Raw genomic sequence first — 18146 nt, 5'->3', positions numbered from 1 at the left:
TGAACAATGCTAAAGCCCCTACTGTGGTCTATTCAACTGCAAATTGCTGTAAGTTGACACATTAGACCTCTTACAAAATTCCTTAACACCCCTCTTCTTAGCAAGGGTAGGGGAGCGTTTGCTGTCTTCAAATGCGGGGTATACCGCAATTCAGCAACGCTGTTTAATATTTATGTCTAACTAGATCTGCAATTGTCTCAACGAGGTTGGCTGGATCGACTGGCTTGGGAATATGGCGTTGAAAACCTGCTAACATTGCCTGTTGATAGTCGATTTCCGCTGCGTATGCAGTCAGAGCGATCGCTGGAATTTGTCCGCCTTGGTTTGGTAGTAAAGCTCTGATTTGTCGCACTAGCATATAGCCGTCTACCTCTGGCATTGCGATATCGCTGAGCAACACATCTGGCTGGGAGTGCTTTAAAGCAATCAGCGCCTCTATTGCCGAGTTAACGGCGATCGCTTTTGCTCCATACTCTTCAATGAGAAAAGCTATAAACTCCCGTGTATCGGCATCGTCATCCACGACTAAAACCATGATACCAGTCAAATCCAAAGCTGGCTCAGACACTCCAATATCCCGATGGATTTGGGGTGAGGTTACCATCAGGGGCAGTTTCACTGTAAAAGTTGCCCCCTGCCCTTGCCCTAGATTCTGTGCCTGGACAGTTCCGCCATGCAACTCCACCAACTGACGAACGATGGCCAATCCTAACCCCAGTCCCCCAAATTTTCGAGTTGTAGCGCCATCCTCTTGGCTGAAGTGTTCAAACACATGAGGCGGAAAGTCTGGGTTAATTCCCTTACCCGTATCGCTGACGATAATTTGGGCAAATTTTTCATTTGTGATTTGCGATCGTTCGTCTGCTACCGATGACAGCTTGATTTGAACCCGACCACCTGTTGGCGTGAACTTGATAGCATTCGAGAGTAGATTCCAAACTACTTGCTGTAATCGGCTGGCGTCACCCAATGCTAGCTCTAAATCCGGTTGAAGTATTGTGTGAATTTCAATGGACTTAGCTTCCGCAGCCAACCGCACTGTTTCCATTGCCGCTAGAATCGTCGATGCTAAATCCACCGGAGAAAAATTCAGGCTCAGTTTGCCTCGCAGAATCTTGGAGATATCTAGTAAGTCTTCAATCAGTTGAGCTTGTAATGTGGCATTGCGGGTGATAATACTCAAGGCTTGGTCAGTTTTAGCTGGATTTAGCGTTCGAGTTTGCAACAGCTTTGACCAGCCAAGAATAGGACTCAGAGGCGATCGCAATTCGTGGGAGACAATAGCGAGAAACTCATCTTTGACGCGGTTGGCTCGTTCGGCTTCTTCCCGTGCCGCTTGTTCGAGTACCAAAAGCTGTTCTCGTTCTTGTTCGGCACGTTTGCGATCGCTAATGTCAATGACCGAACCGATGTATCCTTTAAATTCACCATCTACCCCGAACCAAGGACTTGCAGCATCAATCGCCCAACGATATTCACCATCCTTGCGCCGCAAGCGATATTCTAAGCTGAAAGCCTCGTGGCGGTCGGTTGCGCCCAGAAAGATGTTTCTGGCGGATTCCCGGTCTTCGGGATGTACGGCATTAGTCCAGCCAAACCCCAGACCTATTTCCTCGGTCTGACCTGTAAACTCATACCAGCTTTGGCTGAGGTAGGTGGAATAACCTGTAGCATCGGTGACCCAGATCATCACAGGAGCGTTGTCTGCCATGTTGCGGAAGCGTTCTTCGCTTTCCAAGAGTGCTTTCTCTGCTTGTTTGCGATCGCTAATGTTGGCGAACAAAATCGCAAACTTACGGTTGTGTGGGTCGCCGACAGGAAAAGCGTTAACATCAAACCAGCGGTTCATTGCCACCGATCGATCCTCAAACCGCACGGGTTCGCCTTTGAGTACGACTCTGCCGTAAATCTCAAACCAAGACTCTTCTAAATTGGGAACGAGTTCCCGCGCTGTTTTCCCCACTACTTCCTTGAGTCCCGTCAGCTTTTCAAATACTTGATTGACTTCGAGAAACCGATAGTCATGTGGTTTACCGTTCTCGTCAAACAACATTTCGCAAAAACAAAAGCCTTCATCAATAGAATCGAACAAGATGCGATAGCGATATTCGCTTTCTTGTAGTGCCAGGATAGAGCAATCGCGTTCAAATACAATGCTAGCGACTTGAGTGCCGAAGTCAGCTAATTGGTGTTCCCAATCACTCGGCATTCGCGCTTCGTCGAAGCAAAGCATCAGGGAACTGACTGGAGCGTTGTTCGCGTCCAGCACGGGCTGAGAATAGCACGCCAACACACCATGAGCCATACATAAGTTCCGCCATTCCCGCGACCATCCTTTGTCGTTGGCGATATCTGCACAGATAATAGGTTGTCCGCTAAAGACCGCCTGAGCGCAGGTGCTCAAACACACGTTATTAATGGGGGTATCCTGAAGCCCCTGGCCGAAAGATGGGGGAAAGTCTGAAGCGATCGAATACTGAAACCTCTTTCGTTGAGCATCGGTCACAAGGATGCAAGCACGGGTGCGGGGATTGAGATGGGAAACCGAGACACACACGGCTTTTAGGCATTCATCCAACGGATGCCCTGATGCGATTAACTCCAGCAGTTTCTTCTGCTCCACCAGCATCAGTTCTGTTTGTTTGCGTTCGGTAATATCCTCAGCAATTCCGCCCAGATACAGCAACTCACCTTGGGCGTCATGTATGGGAAAACCGCGATCGCGAATCCAGACAATCGATCCATCCGGACGAATTACCCGATACTCCTGGCTCAATCCGCCTTGAATGCGCCGCTGCCATCCAGCTTGAATGGCTTGGCGATCGTCGGGATGAATAAATTCAATAAAACAAGTTAAGTCTGTATAAATCTGTGCGGCCGAGCGATGCCACACTTGCTCGTAGGAAGGGCTGATATAAATTAGCCGATTTTCACGGGCATCGGTAATCCAAATTACATCCTTGCTGTTCTCGGCAAAAGTTCGGAATCGGGCTTCACTTTCTTCCAGTGCGGTTTTGGCTCGTTGGCGATCGGTAATATCAAGGACGGTTCCTAGAAACTCAACAGCTTGCCGCAACTCTCCTTCACCGGCGAATATTGCTTGCCCATTAGCGGATATCCACCGCTCCGTACCGTCATCCCAAACGATGCGGTAGTCAATTTCGTAAGTTCCCGACGATCTCGCATCGAGGGCAGCACTGATGGCATTGGCCACCCGGGGGCGATCGCCTGGGTGAATACGCTGCATCATCCGCGACAGCGGCAACACCACAACATCCTCTGATTCACCCCAAATTTCCCGCATCCGTTCGTCTAACTCGACGATATTCGTGCCAGGATCGTAGTACCACGTCCCAAGTTGAGCGATACGAATTGCCAGCCGCGATCGCTCCTCGCTCCGTCGAATCGCTGCATACTCCGGGTCACTCATGGGAGTGGAACGGTTCATGATATTTTTACTCTACTCTCATAGATTGACCTAGCATCCTAATATATCAAAATAAATATATCAAAAGGATGATTTTTTAGTGACAAAATTGTGTTTTTAAAGCTGTTATTTACCTTTTATATGGTATCAAGTTGAAGACTTATCATTAAGGCTGACGCAAAGACACGGAGAGAAGTCTGAGCGGCGGCTTCCGCCGATCAGAACTTCGGGGGACGAGGGGACACGGGGAGATGGGGAGGTGGGGAGATCGGGAGATGGAGAGAAATAACCAATGACAAATGACCAATGACAAATGACCAATGCCCAATAAAAAAATATCGACAAAAGTCTAATTACTTTACAAGGGTGATACAGATAACCTAGATGCATCTGGATTTAGTTACCAGCACAACACCTTCATGCTTATCTTCGTTCTTCAAACTTTAGCGGAAATTCTAGCTGGAGGAACTTCACTTACCAGTACGGAGCAGATTGACTTCAGCCATCCCAGTAATCGCAGGGAAGAAGGAGCCGGTCCGACTCTCAATTTATATATTTATGATATTCGTGAGAGTAAGCAGTTCCAACAGGCCGGCAGGCAAGTTGAACGTAATATTACACGCCATTTGCAAGCCGGCATCGTCAATTGGGCACCTGTTTGGTTTGATGTTTCGCTGCTATTAACAGCTTGGGATAGGACGACTTTAGGCGAGCATCACTTCCTCGGTGAAGCATTGACGGTACTTATGCGCCATCGAGCTTTAGAGGAGGAGTTTTTAGTTCCGGAATTGCGGGGTTACGGTAGTTTACCAATGATGGTTGGATTACAGCCGTCACTCGAACCGGGCAGTTTATGGAGCGCTCTCAATGTACCTTTGCGCTCAGCTTTATATTTAACAGTTACCGTGCCTCTTGATACCCAAGCAACTACAGTACCTTTAGTTTGGGAACGAATTTTCGATCTGCGAAATCAAATGCACGGCAGTGGTAATGGTAGCACCCAAATTATGACTCGGCGAGTTGTAATTGCAGGTGTTGTCAAGAGTGCAACCACAAATCTGCCATTAATGGGGACAAAAGTTACTCTGCTGCGAAGTAAAAAATTCATGGAAAGCAATAAAGAAGGGCTGTTCTTTTTTGAAAACCTTGAGATGGGTAACTATGTTTTAAATATAGATTGTCCTGGCTATTTACCCCAGAATGTTAATGCATTGGTAGATGACCAAAGCCATACTTTCAAAGAAATATTTCTAACTCCTGAATAATTAAGATTTTACAGACTTGGAGGCATTTTCATGGCTCGACTTGATTACTTTGCTCCTGGTGTTTATATCGAAGAATTTGACCGAGGGAGCCGACCGATTGAAGGTGTTAGCACAGCAGTTGCCGGATTTGTAGGTTTTACAGAAGCTATTCGAGATGATGCTGAGCTATTTAAGCCGATGTTGGTGACCAATTGGACGCAATATCTTAATTATTTTGCTCGTCCTAATTCTGATGGTTTCACCGATTTTAATGCCTACTTACCCTTTGCAGTTTATGGCTATTTCATGAATGGTGGTGGTCGCTGCTGGGTAACAAGCATCGGTACTGAATTACCAGGCGCACCCAAACCCGCAACTCCAGAACCGGCTAATCTCCGAATCAACTCTCGTGGCAATCGTCCAGCCTTACGCCTTACTTTGCGTCCCGAACAAGCAGCAGGCGGATTAGTAAATATTATAATTTCTGACGGTTCTCCTCGTGCTTTACCTGAAGGTACTGAAGGAGAAGCTCCTCCAAATACCGGAGAATACTTCACCGTCCAAATTCGTCGGGGAGATGAGGTTTTAGAGCAATACGAAAACTTGACCATGAACCGCGAACCCGGTCAGGTTGCGACTTATGCGTTGGCGGCTTTGAGAAATTCTATGTATGTCACCGTAGAAGACTTGACTCAAAGCGGACAGCCTTTAACTCGCCGTCCGGTTAACGGTCAGTACGAACTAGCACCGCCAATAGTTGCTGCCACACCAGACAGATTTTCACGAGATTTAGAAGGGGTAAGGGACGATCGCACCGGGGTACGCGGTATCTTTGAAATTGATGAAATCACGATGCTGGCTTGCCCTGACTTGATGCGGGCTTATCAAGAGCAAATCCTAAATTTGGATCAAGTCCACGGCATCATGGAACTGATGATTAGCATGTGCGAAGGTTCCGCCAGTGGCGATATTCCCAATCCACCCAACCGCATGGTTGTGCTTGATACACCACCCGATGCTGTGAAACCGCAACAAGCGGTGGATTGGTTGAATAGATTTAACCGTCGTTCGATGTTTGGTGCCCTTTATTATCCTTGGATCAAAGTTCCAAATCCACGCGATCGCGGCAATCCTATTTTAGTACCTCCTTGCGGTCACGTGATGGGTGTTTGGGCACGCACCGATGAAACCAGAGGAGTTTACAAAGCACCTGCAAACGAAGTACCCAGAGGTGTAATAGGTCTGGGTTACGACACCAACTTCCGCGAACAGGAACTATTGAACCCCCTTGGTATCAACTGCATTCGCAGCTTCCCAAATCGGGGTATCCGCATCTGGGGTGCGCGTACTTTAGTCGAACCAGATAAAACAGAGTGGCGTTATATCAGCGTCCGGCGGTTAATTAGTTACCTAGAAAAATCAATTGAACTAGGTACTCAATGGGTAGTTTTTGAACCCAACGACCAAGATTTATGGGCGCGTGTCCGACGTACCGTCAGCAACTTTTTAGAACGAATTTGGCGTGAAGGTGCTTTATTTGGCGATTCACCAGAACAAGCATTTTATGTGAAATGCGATGCCGAACTGAATCCACCAGAAACCATAATTTTAGGTCGTTTGTATGTCGAAATCGGTGTTTGTCCCGTCAGACCAGCGGAGTTTGTAATCTTCCGCATCAGTCAATGGAATGCACTTGACGAGCAGCAATAAGTCATAGGGCATGGCGCATGGGGAGATGGGGAGATGGGGAGATGGGGAGATGAGGGAGACAAGGAGGACAAGGAGAATAATTCACAACCACTACCCAATGCCCAATGACAAATGACAAATGACAAATGACAAATGACTATTCACTTATTTAGGAGATGAAATATGCCTGGGGAATATGTAGTCGCGTCTGTGTTCTATTTTGAAGCAGACGGCATCACTGAAAAATTCGTTCAATCAGTCACCGGATTGGGTGCAAAAAATAATGCCACCAAAGGTGTTAGAGGCTCAAGTAAAAATGGTAAGACATTACGCCAAAATCTCCCCGGACAGGCAGAGTTTAATAATGTCACAATTACCATGAATTACAATGGTGACGAAAGTCTACACAAATGGTTTTTAGCCTGTAGCGAAGATGGAAAACCTCGTCAATGGGATGAAAATCGCAAAGCAATTTCAGTTGTTGGTTATACCCAAGATAAGAAAACCGAAGTTATTCGTTATAACCTAAAAGCTTGTTTCCCTGAATCTTATACAGGCCCAGAATTTGATGTGACAAAAAATGACCCGGCAACAGAGAAAATTGAAGTATCTATTGAGGGTTATGAAATCATCGCTCAACAAAAAGAAGTCAGAGCATAAAACTTAATTTTTTGTATAAGGGACTGGGGAATGATGGGGTGATGGGGTGATGGGGTGACGCAGTGAAATTATCTCCCCACCTCCCTATCTCCTCATCTCCTCATCTTCCCAGCCCCCATTCTCTCCTAGTGTAAAAAACAATGGCTGCCATACCAGAAATTCTGACAAACTATCGTTTCTTTTTAAGATTAGACATAGGTCAAAATGATAGCGATGGCTATTTTTTGGAATGCCAAGGCTTTAAAAGAACCCAGGAAGTCATTGAAATTTGTGAAGTCACTTCTCAAAAATGGGGGACTGCTTCAAAAGGTAAAGCAGTCAGAACAAAACTTCCTGGTAATGCGAAAAATGGCAATATTACTTTGCGTAAAGGTCTGAACGCTTCCAAAGATTTATGGAAGTGGTTTGAAGATGTTGAAGATGGTAAATGGGCCCAAAAACGTGAGTTTATTTCTTTATCTATTTACGATCAGGCGTCTAACAAAGAAGCTAGATTTGAATTAGCTGGCGCTTGGCCTACCAGTTACAAAATTGCCGATCTCAACGCTAACAGCCATGAAATAGAAATTGAAGAATTGGAGATTGCCTTTGAGGAATTTCAACGCACGCAATAAATCAGAGGGGAAAAGGGAAAAGGTGAAAGGTTAAAGGAAAAATGAAGAATCTTCCCTTTCCCCTTTACCCCTTCCCCTTTCCCCCATTCAAAGCGAGAAGTCTAATTAATTTAAGAGAAATATGTTTCCCACAGAGTTTGAATTTACACTGCCTAAAGGGTATCTAGACTCTGAAGGCAACCTCCACCGCAAGGGTGTAATGCGATTATCAACAGCCATAGATGAGATTGCACCTTTGCGCGACCCAAGGGTAAAAGCTAATCCAGTTTATGCCACAATTATTATCTTGTCCCGCGTGATTACCCACTTGGGTGCTTTAACTGATATTAGTCCTGCAATAGTAGAAAACTTTTTTGCTCAGGATTTAAATTATCTTCAAGATTTTTATCGTCGAATTAATGGCTTGGAAGGCGAAACTTCTTCAGCAGAAGATGTAGTTAATTCTCCTGAGCCAATACTTCAAAATTGAATTTGGGCATGGGGCATTGAGCATTGAGAATGCTGAGTTAATACCAAATTGTGTTTGTTTGTATTATTTGCTCAAAAGTTCAGTCCAGTAGCAACCTAGATTTTAAACAAGACTAACTTTAGCGACTTGTATCATTATTATTTATTCTCATTTCTGCTGCGTTATCTCCCTCATCCCCATGCCCCATGCCCAATGCCCCATGCCCAACACCCAAATTACCTATGGCCCGTAAAAAGGATAATCTCTGCACTGAATTTACTTTCACTCTTCCTAGAGGGTTGAGTGATGGTGAAAACCGAGTACATCGTCAAGGAGTGATGCGTTTAGCCACTGCTAAAGATGAAATTTTGGTGCAAAAAGAACGCAAAGTTCAAGAAAATCCAGCTTACGGCGTCTTGGTAATGCTTGCACGCGTTATCGTTCGCTTGGGTAGTCTCAACTCTGTTAGCCCGGAATTACTTGAAGGACTGCTCGTACATGATATTGCCTATCTGCGAGAATTTTACAATCGAATTAACCAGCAAGGTAATGCACATATTCCGGCACAATGTCCGCACTGCAATACTGAATTTTCAGTGGAGCTAGAACTGGCGGGGGAGTCATAAGCTACCCCTCTGATAATTTATATGAGGAGGTAGCTTTTATTGCTTATCATTTTCATTGGTCACAAGATGATATTTTAAATTTAGAACATACTACCCGTCAGCGTTGGGTAGCGGAAATCAATAAAATTAACCAAAAATTAATATGAAAGTAAAAGTTAGCTATTCACCAACTCTAAGTGAAATCAATGAAGTTGACCTTACCATAGACACTACAACGAGGGGAGAATGGATAATAGGCCGTTCTCCTACTTCTGATTTAGTCTTGGATAGTCCTGATGTCAGTCGGCAACATGGTAAGTTCTTTGTCAAAGGTGGTACTTATTACTTCAGTGACCTTGGCAGTAGAAATGGCTCAATAGTTAATGGTAAACAAGCTGAAAAGGAGCGACCATATCTTTTGAATGATGGAGACGTGATCAGAATTGCAGACTACGTTCTGATTATGGAAGCAGTGGCTCCTTTGTCCGAGCAATTACCAGAAACTGTTTTTAGAATTATAGATCCTTCTTTGTTTTCGCGATCGCGATCGCCTGAAAATGTCAGCACTCCCAATGTTGCTAGTCCAGCCCCAGAGGTAGTCAGCGAAGTTTCAACGCCAATTACTAACCAAGTAGAAACACCAGAAATTAGCGAAATTTCAGAAGTTGCTTCTACTCAAACTGATGATGACATCCGAGTTATTGAAATCACTAGCTCGGAAAATATTGTTCAGCCACCAGAAGCTGTCAGCGAAGTTCCACACGATGTCCGTAATGATATTGTAGATTTGCGTACATTAGTTGTTGAAGAAGTTATCCTAGATGTTGAGGAAATAGAAGTTCCAGAAGCCAGCCAAGCTCACTCAGATGAGGCAATAGCCACACCTCAAGATGTTATCGAGACTCCTAAGGAGGAAATTACACCTGCGGAAACTACTCATGATGAAGTTACAGATTTTGAGGCAGCACTGGCAGCAGAAGCTACTTTTGTACAACGGCGTGAAATAGAAAACGCCATTCCCCAAGCTAATGAGGAACGCGATGCAGAGTTGGAAGCAGCACTAGAAGCAGAAGTCACCTTTGTACAGCCGCGCGATCTTACTGAGGGTACTATTTTCCAAGCTACTGAAGATCGCGATGCAGAATTTGAAGCCGCACTAGAGGCAGAAGTCACTTTCGTGCAGCCGCGTGATATATTTAACCGAGTATCCCAAGAGAATGCTGTTGCGGAAGGGACTCAACAAGAAGTAGTAAACTTGGATACGCCAATTGCTACAGAAAACATCGCAGATGTTAATGAAGTTGCGAGCGATGTTATCCCAGAAACTAGCGAAGTTCGTGAAGATGTAGACATTCAACATCAGGACACATCCACCCAAGTTATAGAGGAAACTAGTGAAGAATTAGGAGATTTAGACACACAAATTTACTCAGAAGACTTGACAGATGTCAAGGGAGTAGAAACTGATGAAACAGTCAGCGAAGTTCCTGAAAGCTCGCCAATTCACTCAGAAGACTTGACAGATATAGAGCGAGTAGAAACCGATCGAACAGTCAGCGAAGTTCCTGAAAGCTTCAGGACATCTGATGATAATGTTCCAGAAGTTTTCAGTAATCAATACGTTGATTTGACTGATACAAGTACAGAAGAAGTCAATGTAAATGAAGTTTCTAGATCGGGCGAGATTCAATCTTTGGAGCCAGTAGAAAACGAAGCTCCTGAAATCATCAGTCAAACTGTTGAAGAAGTTTCTCAAGCAGAAGCAATTGAATCTGAGGAGATTTCATCTGAAGTAGAAGCAACTGAATCTGAGGAAATTTCAGAAGAGATTGTAAGTGAGCCTGCAAAAGCGATCGCTCAAAAAAACATAGTACTAATTGCTCACGAAAGCAAGAAATCGGAACTTGCTGAATTGGTTGCTCAGCATCAAAAATTTTTCTCCCAAAGCTATACAATTACCTGGCCATCAGTTAGCGAAGTTTTACATCAACAAGCAGGTATAACTATTAGTCAACAAACTCCCGCACCAACTTCTGGTGGATTTCAAACAATTGCTTCATTGGTTGGGTCGGGAGAAATTTTAGCGGTGATTTTCTTGAGAGATTTGCTACAACCTCAGCCTGGTCAAGCAAATGAAGAAGCACTGCTGAGATTATGCACTATTAATCAAGTTTTACTGGCAACTAATGTACCAACAGCAAAGGCGATCGTGCATTATCTCAAACAGGTAGTAAATTAGCACTAAGTGGGGAGGGGGAGGGGGTAGGGGAAAAGGTTAAAGGTTAAACGGAAAAGGAATAAATTTAATCTTTCCCCTTTTCCTTTCCCCATGCCCAATGCCCAATGCCCTGATGTAAAAAAATGTTTGCCAAATTCAAAAGTTTATTGAGACAGCCGGTTATTTTTTCAAGTGCGATCGCTACACTTTTACTAGTAGGTATTCAAAAACTTGGGGTTTTTGAACCTCTGGAAATGAGAGTCTACGACCAGATGATGCAATTACGCCCTGACCCTGGCCCAGACTCTCGTCTGTTGATTGTTGCTTTAACTGAACAAGATCTTCAAAAATTGACTTGGCCGCTGTCTGGCGAACTTTTAGATCGACTGTTAGGCAAACTTGAAGAATACGAACCGCGAGCCATTGGTCTAGATATTTTTCGCGATTTACCAGTACAGCCTGGTCACGAAAAACTACTACAACGCCTACAACAGAGCGATCTCATCATTCCCATCTGCAAACATTCTGGTTTTAAAAATCCCGGAGTTGCCTCTCCTCAAGGTGTTGAACCAGAGCGAGTGGGATTTAGCGATGTTGTAGAAGATACTGATTCTACAATTCGCCGCAACTTATTATTAGTTAGTTCAGATGAATCTGACCCTTGTCAAACTACATATTCCTTTAGTTTACAGCTAGCACTCAAATATTTAGAAGTTGGTGGTATTCAACCAGAATTTACCCCAAATAAGGAATTAAAATTACGAAATATTGTATTTAAACCCCTGCAAAGTAATGCTGGCGGTTATGAAAAAGCTGATACCAATGGTTACCAAATCCTGCTGAATTACCGTTCTGGTCATCAAATTGCCCAACAAGTAACAATTACAGAAATCCTTGAAAATAAAGTTAAACCAGATTTAGTTAAAGACCGTATCGTTTTAATTGGTTCAACAGCAAATAGTTTACTTGACATTTTGAATACACCATTTGCTAGTGGTAAGTCAGATAATTCTGGCAAGATGGCAGGAATTGAAATTCATGCCCAGAGTGTTAGTCAAATTCTTAGTGTCGTTCTTAATCAACAGCCTCTATTTTGGTTTATCCCTGAGTGGGGTAAAGTTCTTTGGATATGGGGATGGACTGTAGTTGGTGGTTTATTAGTATGGCGAATTCAGCATCCTTTAGCTTTAGCATTAGCAGGAGCAACAGCCCTAGCAGTTTTATTTGCAGGTAATTTTTTCATTTTTACTCAAGCTGGATGGTTACCAGTAATACCTCCAATGTTGGGGTTAGTATTTACTGGTGGGAGTGTCCTTGCATATACCGCTTATCAAACTAAACAAGAGCAAAAAGAAATTACACAAAGAGTTCAAGAACACCAACAATTAATTATCGAATTACAAGCACTTTTACGGCAACGCGGTGATGCTTCCAATGAAGCGCCAACAGTAATTGCTGATTCTATCGGGCAAGAAATTGCACTAGGCACGTTACTAAACAGCCGCTACAGAATTACTGAACGCTTGGGTTCTGGAGGATTTAGTAATACTTATTTAGCTGAGGATATCAAGCGCCCTGGTAATCCCCAGTGTGTAGTTAAACAATTACGACCTCCCCGCCAAGATGCAGAATATTTAAATGTTGTCAGGCGCTTATTTGACGCTGAAGCCGAAATTTTAGAAACTTTAGGTAAGCATCCACAGATTCCCCAATTGTTAGCTTTTTTTGAAGAAAATCGTCAGTTTTCTTTAGTGCAAGAATTTGTCCGGGGCCACGCTATGGATAAAGAGTTAATTTCTGGTGTGCGACTCAAACAAACTGAAGTTGTGGACATACTAAAAGAAGTTTTACAAGTGCTTGTTTTTGTTCACAGCTATGGTGTAATTCATCGAGACATCAAACCTAGTAACTTAATTAGACGAGAATCAGATCGGCACATTGTTTTAATTGACTTTGGCGCTGTTAAACAAATCCAGCCCCAACAACAAGAATATCAAACTATTTCAATTGGTACTCCTAGTTATGCTCCTTCTGAGCAAATGAGTGGGTTACCAAAACTAAACAGCGATATCTATGCATTGGGAATTATGGGTATACAAGCTTTAACTGGAGTAGACCCAAGAGTATTTCGCAGAGATGCAAATACTGGTGAAGTAATTATTCAAACTGAACCTGATGGTAATACAGACGTTTGGCAGAGTTGGCGCGACTTAGCTGAGGTTACAAATGATTTATTTCTTATCTTAAATAAAATGGTACATTACGACTTTACTCAAAGATATCAGTCAGCAGCAGAAGTGCTAAAAATTATTGAAAGTTTATAAATACTAAAGAATTCAAAATTCATAATTCAAGAGTCAGTTCTCAGAAGAATAGAAAATTACAACACATTTTATTTAATAGGTAGCGTCTTCACTTGGGCAGATTTTCCCTATTATTTCATTGGAAGTGGCTTCGGATGGCTATGGTTGCGGCTTTGCGTCCGGGGAGTAAAGCTCAAATAATTTAGTTGTTTTCTCCTTTTTCGTAATAACTTGGGTATGGACTGAGATATCTGTTTCCAAACTGCGATCGCTGTTGCCAACCTTACTATCTTTGACTGCAACTTAGTATCAGGCTACATTTTGGGTTCTTTTCATAACTTTACATTTATTATACGGTAACTCGGTCAAGTTACCGTATAATACTGAGAGTTGCGATCGCTTCCTTTGATTACCGTAGATAGCAACCAAAGAAAGCGAACTTTGCGAAAACTCCTCTATGGATTGAATGGAGAATCTACATGAGCTACAAGCACATTGAAGTTAAACCAGTAGCTGGTTTCATCGGTGCCGAAATCAGTGGCGTGGATCTTTCGCGTCCTCTGCACGACGAAGCAGTCCAAGAAATTCGTCAAACACTATTGAAGTGGAAAGTTGTATTCTTTCGCGGTCAGAACATTGACCACGCTGCACAAATCGCCTTTACATCTCGTTTCGGCGAAGTAACCTACGCACATCCCCACGAAGATGAGCCTATCGAAGGTTACTCACAAATCCTGCCTATTGACCGCAGCCGCTACGAAAAGCGCAATGGTCTACGCCGTTCCAGCTACGAGAGCCGCTGGCACACGGATGTGACAGCAGTTGTCAACCCTCCTGCGGGTTCAATTTTGCGTGCGGTTAACGTTCCGAGCATCGGTGGCGACACACAGTGGACCAATTTGGTTGCAGCTTATGAGGGTCTGTCAGCACCCGTGCGGGCGCTTGCAGATACACTCAAAGCCGAACATCGTTTTAATGCGCGTTTGAATTTGCCTAGCAACAGCAAGATTGCCCAACGCATCGCTGCCAATCCTTTGGTTTCCATCCATCCAGTGGTTCGGGTTCATCCTGAGACGGGCGAACGTGCGTTGTTCGTGAACCCTGGCTTCACCTCGCACATTCTTGACGTGTCACGACAAGAAAGCGACCTGCTGCTTGAATTATTCTTCAACCAGATTACCAAGCCCGCCTACACCACCCGCTTCCGCTGGAACAATGGTGATATTGCCTTCTGGGACAACCGCGCCACCGCCCATTTAGCCCCTCAAGATCTAGACCATATAGAAGTCGAGCGCGTACTTTACCGCACTACCATCACAGGCGACGTTCCAGTTGGAGTTGACGGTTTCCGCTCCCAAGTGGTAGAAGGTGAAGCTTTCAACAGCGAATTACCAACCGTTTTGAAAAACCAAGCCCAGAAACTCGAAGCCCAACCAGTACTTTCATAAAGTACAACGTCAATAGGGTTGCAATTTAAATAATTTACATAGTAGGGAAGCACAGCTAACTGTGCTTCCCTACAAAATTCAAGCCCCAGTATCAACGGCATGAGGTTAATCTAAAATCTAAAATTATTTGACACTAGCCAAAAATTTGCTTTTGAACTTAATTCGTATCTTCAAGATTATTAATCCATTTAGAGGTATTTATTACCTTACTAATAAAAGTATCTTGGGCAACTAAAGTTGCTCTATGAAGTTCTTCATCAGTAGCAGTACCGGCATTATTTTCAAAGGCGAGGGTTCCTGTCGCATCAGAAAGAAACTCTACAGAAAAACCCAGATGGGCGGCTTGTCTAGCGGTTGTGTCACAACACATTTGAGTCATGTATCCAGAGATGACAACTGTATCGATATTCCTTTCTTTGAGCCAAGACTCTAACTCTGTTGCAGTAAAACTTCCTGGCAAATTTTTTTCAATCAGGAGATCGTAGGGATATTTGGCAATTTCTGGATGAAGCTCCCATTCTGGACTTCCCTTTTGAAAAATGGGAGAGTTTTCTAGCGGCTGTGTATGTCTAACAACAATCACAGGTATATCTCGCTCTTTAGCAATATTCATTACTTGAAGAATATTATCTAAACTTCCCGATGGATAGGTTATTGGTAGTTTACCTGTGAAGTATTCGTTTTGAACATCAATTACTAATAAGGCTCGTTTCATATTGATTCTTGTCCCTGATAACTTGGAAGTATTTGTCAATGAATTTTTTGGGATTTTGGATTAGCAATACCAAAATAATCCAAAATCCCAAACTGTCGAGCTTTTATGCTAAAAAGCGCCCTCCAAAAAGGAGAGCGCTTTTGATTCTATTTAATTTTCAGTTGACTAGGCTAGCAATTAACCGTTGATGTCAGGAGCGGTTAGAGCAACAGGAGCAACATCAGCAGCAGCCAAGTCTAAGGGGAAGTTGTGAGCGTTACGCTCGTGCATTACTTCCATACCCAGGTTAGCGCGGTTGATGATGTCAGCCCAGGTGTTGATTACGCGACCTTGAGAGTCGATGATGGATTGGTTGAAGTTGAAACCATTGAGGTTGAACGCCATTGTGCTTACACCCAAGGCGGTGAACCAGATGCCGATTACAGGCCATGCAGCTAGGAAGAAGTGCAAGGAACGGCTGTTGTTGAAGGAAGCGTATTGGAAGATCAAGCGACCGAAGTAACCGTGGGCAGCAACGATGTTGTAGGTTTCTTCTTCTTGACCGAACTTGTAACCGTAGTTCTGAGATTCGCTTTCGGTTGTTTCACGAACCAAGGAAGAAGTTACCAGAGAACCGTGCATTGCGGAGAATAAACTTCCGCCGAATACACCAGCCACACCTAACATGTGGAAGGGGTGCATCAGGATGTTGTGCTCTGCTTGGAACACAATCATGAAGTTGAAGGTTCCGGAGATTCCCAAGGGCATACCGTCAGAGAAGGAACCTTGTCCGATGGGGTAGATCAAGAATACTGCGGTTGCTGCTGCTACTGGCGCAGAGAACGCTAGGCAGATCCAAGGACGCATTCCCAAGCGGTAGGACAATTCCCACTCACGACCTAAGTAGCAGAATACGCCAATCAGGAAGTGGAAGATTACCAACTGGTAAGGGCCGCCGTTGTAGAGCCATTCATCAAGAGATGCTGCTTCCCAAATTGGGTAGAAGTGCAAACCAATTGCGTTAGAAGAAGGTACTACTGCACCGGAGATGATGTTGTTTCCGTAAAGTAAGGAACCTGCTACTGGTTCGCGGATACCATCGATGTCTACTGGTGGTGCTGCGATGAAGGCGATTACGAAGCAGGCGGTGGCGGCTAGCAGGGTGGGGATCATTAGGACGCCGAACCAGCCGATGTAAAGGCGGTTGTTGGTGCTGGTAATCCAGTTTGCAAACCGCTCCCATACGTTGGCGCTTTGGCGCTGTTGAATGGTTGCTGTCATTGTTTTATAAGTGCGGTTGAATTTATGTATGAATCAGGCGCTTTTGTTTTCGCCTGTGAGTATACTTTACACTGCTTTACAAAAGTTAATCAAGTGCTAATAATTTTGTAGAGTCAATAGAAATGATTAACTTTACTTATTTAAAAGCTAGATGAGTGTCCAGACGCATAAGCGAGGAAAAAAGAGCGTCACTCCTCAGTCTGCTACATCAGGACTTACGCAAAAGATAACGAAAGTAGAGGTAATTCATGAATTACCGCTACGCTTGAATAAGGTTTTCAGTCACATATTGCGTAAGTCCTGTACATGAAAGATACTACTGTAGGAATTTGTCTGCTACCCTTCTAAATACTCTGTCACTGCTGCCAAATCTTCCATTGCCCGATTTAGGCGATAAAGCATAGCCTCGCCGACTTCTGGTTGAGCGCTGGTTGCATTCCTAATCCTAAGAGGATGTCTGAAAACTTCTTGGTGTTGTATTCAATACTTGTAGATCCTCCTAAATCCCCCTTTTTAAGAGGGTCGCCGTAGGCGGGGGGATCTTAACCAAACCGTATTGCCTCATCTCCCCATCTCCCGCTTTCAAGGGCAGGTTTTTCTCAATTCAGTCCTCAGATCTCAATTTTTGCCTTCAAAATTTTCTTTGCGTCCCCGCGTCCCCGTGTCCCCGCGTCAGTCAAAATGTGAAATCCAGGAAACCTACCCTTGAAAGGGGTTGGGGGTGGGGTGTTAAGAACTTTAAAATTCAAGTTATTTGGTCAAAGATTGATATGGATTTTGATAGGTTCGCTGAGTGCATTTACTACAACTGCAACCATCAATTAACTTACTTATGCTGGAGGTACAAATTTTTACCAGCCCCTAACCGCGCTGATTTAGATCGCCTTTCTCATTCTCCTGCTTGAAAAATCCGGTCAGCAGTCAAATTTAAGTCTGGGAATGTTGATGATATTAATGAATCATCTCGCTTAAATTGGCTAACTTGATATTCACCTTCAATCAATTGGTAAATAAAGATAGCCGGCTGTTTGGGATTCCCAAGAAACACACGTCCACCGAATGCAGCATAGTCCACAACCCAGTATTCAGGAATACCCATCTCTTCATAATCAGCCAGTTTTTTATGATAATCATCACGCCAATTACTACTGACAACTTCAACAATCAATTTTACACTCGTCGCATTCTCAATGATTGATTCGCGTTCCCAACGAGGTTCACTACTGATAGCATCTCGATCTAAAACAATGATATCTGGTTCATAGCCAGATTTTTCATTGCTAGGCTTGACAATCGATTCTCTGGGAATTGTCCAAATACCACGCTTTCCCATTTGGATGATAGTTAAAACTAATTCTTCAATCAAAAAACCAGTCACATTTGAATGCTTCCCAGTCGGCTTTGGCATTTCGATAATTACCCCATCGTGCAGTTCGTAGCGTACCTCTGAATTTTCTGGCAGTCGCTCGATAAATTCATCAAAAGTTATTTGTTTAGGTAAAGCTTGAGCCATGA

The 18146-nt window shown here is 43.8% G+C and carries 14 protein-coding genes; 10 read left to right on the top strand and 4 right to left on the bottom strand.

Translation table 11 applies throughout. The features are described from left to right. Positions 1–163: 163 nt before the first annotated feature. Positions 164–3448: a hybrid sensor histidine kinase/response regulator gene (locus NSTC745_RS19750; RefSeq protein ID WP_445632449.1), complete on the bottom strand. Its 3285-nt coding sequence runs from the start codon at positions 3446–3448 to the stop codon at positions 164–166. 398 nt (positions 3449–3846) lie between these two features. Here NSTC745_RS19750 and NSTC745_RS19745 point away from each other — a divergent pair, with 398 nt between their 5' ends. The 10 genes from NSTC745_RS19745 (at position 3847) to NSTC745_RS19700 (ending at position 14656) form a co-directional block, all read left to right on the top strand. Continuing rightward, positions 3847–4692 (top strand): Pvc16 family protein, encoded by an 846-nt coding sequence (locus NSTC745_RS19745; protein WP_445632448.1) that lies wholly within the window; start codon positions 3847–3849, stop codon positions 4690–4692. Positions 4693–4722: 30 nt separating this feature from the next. Beyond that, positions 4723–6381 carry a phage tail sheath family protein gene (locus NSTC745_RS19740; RefSeq protein WP_445632447.1) on the top strand — a complete coding sequence of 553 codons (1659 nt, stop codon included), beginning with the start codon at positions 4723–4725 and terminating at the stop codon, positions 6379–6381. 162 nt (positions 6382–6543) lie between these two features. Beyond that, positions 6544–7020, top strand: coding sequence for a phage tail protein (locus NSTC745_RS19735; RefSeq protein WP_096534267.1), 477 nt, complete (start codon positions 6544–6546; stop codon positions 7018–7020). Between the two features lie 140 nt (positions 7021–7160). Then, positions 7161–7634 carry a phage tail protein gene (locus NSTC745_RS19730; protein ID WP_445632446.1) on the top strand — a complete coding sequence of 158 codons (474 nt, stop codon included), beginning with the start codon at positions 7161–7163 and terminating at the stop codon, positions 7632–7634. A gap of 121 nt (positions 7635–7755) precedes the next feature. Further along, positions 7756–8103 (top strand): hypothetical protein, encoded by a 348-nt coding sequence (locus NSTC745_RS19725; RefSeq protein WP_445632445.1) that lies wholly within the window; start codon positions 7756–7758, stop codon positions 8101–8103. 221 nt (positions 8104–8324) lie between these two features. Next, on the top strand, positions 8325–8708 hold the full coding sequence (locus NSTC745_RS19720; RefSeq protein WP_445632444.1) for a phage tail assembly protein: 384 nt from the start codon (positions 8325–8327) through the stop codon (positions 8706–8708). Further along, a complete protein-coding gene (locus tag NSTC745_RS19715) occupies positions 8672–8854 on the top strand; it encodes a DUF6760 family protein (RefSeq protein WP_445638646.1) in 183 nt (60 codons plus the stop codon). Before NSTC745_RS19720 ends, NSTC745_RS19715 begins: the two co-directional genes overlap by 37 nt. After that, a complete protein-coding gene (locus tag NSTC745_RS19710) occupies positions 8851–10926 on the top strand; it encodes an FHA domain-containing protein (protein ID WP_445632443.1) in 2076 nt (691 codons plus the stop codon). The genes NSTC745_RS19715 and NSTC745_RS19710 overlap by 4 nt, the downstream gene beginning before the upstream one ends. A 146-nt stretch (positions 10927–11072) precedes the next feature. Next, positions 11073–13229: a CHASE2 domain-containing protein gene (locus tag NSTC745_RS19705; RefSeq protein ID WP_445632442.1), complete on the top strand. Its 2157-nt coding sequence runs from the start codon at positions 11073–11075 to the stop codon at positions 13227–13229. A gap of 458 nt (positions 13230–13687) precedes the next feature. Next, positions 13688–14656, top strand: coding sequence for a TauD/TfdA dioxygenase family protein (locus NSTC745_RS19700; RefSeq protein WP_445632441.1), 969 nt, complete (start codon positions 13688–13690; stop codon positions 14654–14656). A 157-nt stretch (positions 14657–14813) separates the two neighbouring features. On the opposite strand, the gene NSTC745_RS19695 is transcribed toward NSTC745_RS19700, so the two are convergent. From NSTC745_RS19695 to NSTC745_RS19685, 3 genes are all read right to left on the bottom strand, one after another. Further along, positions 14814–15371: a cysteine hydrolase family protein gene (locus tag NSTC745_RS19695; RefSeq protein ID WP_445632440.1), complete on the bottom strand. Its 558-nt coding sequence runs from the start codon at positions 15369–15371 to the stop codon at positions 14814–14816. Between the two features lie 177 nt (positions 15372–15548). Continuing rightward, positions 15549–16631 (bottom strand): photosystem II q(b) protein, encoded by a 1083-nt coding sequence (gene psbA, locus NSTC745_RS19690; RefSeq protein WP_445632439.1) that lies wholly within the window; start codon positions 16629–16631, stop codon positions 15549–15551. Positions 16632–17520: 889 nt separating this feature from the next. Then, positions 17521–18144: a Uma2 family endonuclease gene (locus NSTC745_RS19685; protein ID WP_445632438.1), complete on the bottom strand. Its 624-nt coding sequence runs from the start codon at positions 18142–18144 to the stop codon at positions 17521–17523. Positions 18145–18146: the final 2 nt, after the last annotated feature.

The sequence above is a fragment of the Nostoc sp. DSM 114161 genome (assembly GCF_052692665.1).
The sequence above is the reverse complement of the archived record's forward strand: the minus strand, read 5'-3'. Positions and strand labels throughout refer to the sequence as shown.